Below are 2977 nucleotides of genomic sequence, written 5' to 3'. Positions count from 1 at the left end.
ATGCATACCATATGCGCCGCAACTGTTCCGGGCTATAACGACTGACATCGAGTCCCTGTATTTTCACCATCCCGGAGCCGTTCTCCAATTCCTCGCGCACGTCATCGAAAAACGCATCAGCGCCTGGCAACGGGAAGTTATCGCGGCTGACTTCGCTCCAGTCGACATTGCCCAACTTGTCGATCGCGGCATCAATCTCGTCCAATACGGCCGGAGGAAACGTCTTGACCCATCGCGCGTCTGCTTGCATTTCGACGCCATCCCACACACACGCACCCTGCAAATGATCGGTGGAAGACATTGGTTCTCCAAAGTAATTTGCGACTGCAACAGTATTGCAATTCAACAGAACAAAGCTCAATCGCCCTAAACCTGCGATGTATTGCGGACGCCGGTACCGCCCGCGTCGCATGGTTGTATAGACAGGATTTGACGATAAACCGCGTTGCCTGCTACTTCAAGAACTTCTCGCAGCGACCCGGGCAAACACCTACGCAAGAACATTGGCGCCGGCTCTCCGCCATCTCGGCGGAGGTCGCACGTCTGATAGGCGACGGGGATTATTGCCTGAAGATGACTACAGGATCGACCTTCCTGCTACCTTCGATTTGTATATACAGATTGTTTGTTCGAATCTTTATCAGTATCAGGGCCAGAATCGCAAATATTAAAGTTAGTCTCTCAGGCGGATCCTGAATGTCAACTTGTGGGCCGATTACCGTTGAACCCGGAAGACGCAGCCATAAGTTGACGTGGGCCTGATAGCGAATTCCCGGGCCAAGCTGTCCACAGCACGCGCGGGTTGGTCCGCTGGATACACCTGGTCCACGAATCCCAAGCCGCAGGCATTCGTTCGCCGATAACGCGCGATTCAGCATGAAAATCTGTTTGGCCCTGGCAGGAACATCTGCCTTATTCCTGCACCAGCGCCAACACGCGCAGCGGGCTGCCGGAGCCACCCTGGATCTTCAGCGGCGCCGAGACGATCACCGCCCCCGTGGCTGGCAACTGGTCCAGGTTTTTCAGGCACTGCAGCCCATAACGGTTTGCCCCATGCATCAGCGTATGGCACGGGTACGGCACCGGCCACCCGTACGACTGCCCCGCATCCGTATTGATCGTCTCCACCCCGAAGCCGTGCACCTGACGCTCATGGATCAGCCACTCCACCGCCTCCTGCGTCGGCCCCGGCGTGTGTGCGCCGTCCTCACGCAGGTTCAGGAACTGCGCCGGATCGCTGCGCTTTGACCAGTCCGTGCGCAGCAGCACCCATGCGCCCGCCGGAATCCGGCCGTGCTGCGTCTCCCACCGCTCAAGGAATTCCTCCGTCAGCAGCCAGTCTGCATTGGCCGCCACCTGCTCGCTCGCATCCAACACCACCGCCGGTGCGATGAAGTTTTTTACCTCGATCGTGTCCACCGAGTTGTGCGCGTGGTCGCGTCCGCTGATCCAGTGGACCGGCGCATCGAAATGCGTGCCCGTGTGCTCGCCGCACGAAAAGTTGTTCCAGTACCAACCCGGACCCTTCTCGTCGTACTGGCTGATGCGCTCCATTTTGAACGCCCACACCTGCCCGAATTCTGGCGGCAGATGCAGGGCCGGAAACTCCGGCGATAGCGTCTGCGTCAGATCCACCACACGCACCCGGCCGCTCGCCAGGTCCGCGACCATCTGTTCAAGGCTGCCCATAATGTCCCCTCTCCCTCTTGTCCTGTCACCGATTCTTTTTTGGCAATTGCCAGCCGCGCAGCCCGCATACCGTACCTTATCGTGGCACGGGCATGAAACATTATCTTTCAGATAAAAATATTTTCAAAATCATGGTTAACCCGTTTCAAATAATTTTTCGCTATTTCATTATAATTCGCACTACACAACATAAATCAGGATAACAAAAGCGAGCACCCGAAAGCTTATGTGAGATCATACGTTCAATCCCTGATACGTCACCGCATGGTATGTTGCGGCATTTCAAGCTACCGAGACAGTCAGCCGTGAATCCCCATCGTCCGAACAAGCCCAAGGAAACGCCCTTCGTTGACAGCTACACGCCCGCGCTGCTGGCGCAGGTCAGCGAGCTCATCTCTGGCGAATTCCATGTCATTGTCCAGGCCAACGGCTTCGAAGTCTCCGACTGGCGCGTGCTGTCCACGTTGTCCAACAGCGAGCCCATCAGCATCGGTCGCCTGGCACAGGTTTCCGTGACCAAGCAACCGACCGTCACGCGGCTGCTCGACCGCATGGAAGCACAGGGCTATGTCAAGCGCGTCCCCCATGAAACCGACCGGCGTATCACCCTCATTCGCATCACGCCGCGAGGGCAGAAGCTCGTGCTGGCCCTCATCGAGCAAGCCAAGGCACACGAGGAACAAGTGCTGGCGCCGCTCGGCAAAGAGAAAGCCGAGGAGCTCAAGGCGACGCTGCGCCTGCTGATCGACCTCCACCGTCCGCCCACCTGAGCGCGCAACCATGCGCTGGTGCCTCACGGCCGCCACATGTGAAATCGTCCCGCGTCTCCAATTTCGAAGTAGTCGTCCGACCCGCCGCCGCACCCTACCGATTATGCGAGCGCATGCCTTATCAGCGCTTGCTGCAGCTTCTTTCCGTGCTCATCGGCCAATGCGGCCTCACGCAACTCGCGCAGCGTGGCCGGCGCGAGCGAGGCGCCCGCGCGTGCCACGGCTGCCATCAGGGTCTGGTAGTTCTTCAGCCCGCGTGCGTGCGTGTCGCTGTAGCCCTTGACGAGTCGCTGGCACTGCGCGAGTTCGAGCGCAAGGGCCGGGTTGCGCTTTGCGGTCTCAGTCACCTGCGTAAGCCAGTGTTCGATACGCGCGTTCTCCAATTCGTAGCGCAGCGTTTTACGGCGCCAGCAGCGCATGCGCGAGACTGCGTAGAGCATCAGATAGCCCCGTATCGAACTGGTGGCAATGATCCTGCCTTTGCTCGTGAAGCGTCGCACCAGACGGTGCACCCAGTG

The 2977-nt window shown here is 58.6% G+C and carries 3 protein-coding genes and 1 pseudogene; 1 reads left to right on the top strand and 3 read right to left on the bottom strand.

The genetic code is table 11. From position 1 onward, the window contains the following. Positions 1-301: pseudogene (locus tag WCA53_RS03520) on the bottom strand (hypothetical protein); the annotation flags it as partial. Positions 302-912: 611 nt separating this feature from the next. Further along, positions 913-1689 (bottom strand): cyclase family protein, encoded by a 777-nt coding sequence (locus WCA53_RS03515; protein WP_423905512.1) that lies wholly within the window; start codon positions 1687-1689, stop codon positions 913-915. Between the two features lie 305 nt (positions 1690-1994). Between WCA53_RS03515 and WCA53_RS03510 the strand changes: the two genes are divergently transcribed. Then, positions 1995-2459: a MarR family winged helix-turn-helix transcriptional regulator gene (locus tag WCA53_RS03510; RefSeq protein WP_423905510.1), complete on the top strand. Its 465-nt coding sequence runs from the start codon at positions 1995-1997 to the stop codon at positions 2457-2459. A 101-nt stretch (positions 2460-2560) separates the two neighbouring features. On the opposite strand, the gene WCA53_RS03505 is transcribed toward WCA53_RS03510, so the two are convergent. Continuing rightward, on the bottom strand, positions 2561-2977 hold a 417-nt coding region (locus tag WCA53_RS03505; RefSeq protein WP_423905509.1), incomplete at its 5' end, for a DUF6537 domain-containing protein.

The sequence above is a fragment of the Caballeronia sp. genome, assembly GCF_049581465.1.
GTDB lineage: Bacteria > Pseudomonadota > Gammaproteobacteria > Burkholderiales > Burkholderiaceae > Caballeronia.
Note: the sequence above shows the minus strand (reverse complement) of the source record. Positions and strands in the feature narration are given on the sequence as shown.

What these genes read in the sequence shown, in the direction of transcription:
- WCA53_RS03515 (WP_423905512.1), bottom strand. Translation starts at nt 1,689, where the DNA reads ATGGGCAGCCTTGAACAGATGGTCGCGGACCTGGCGAGCGGCCGGGTG.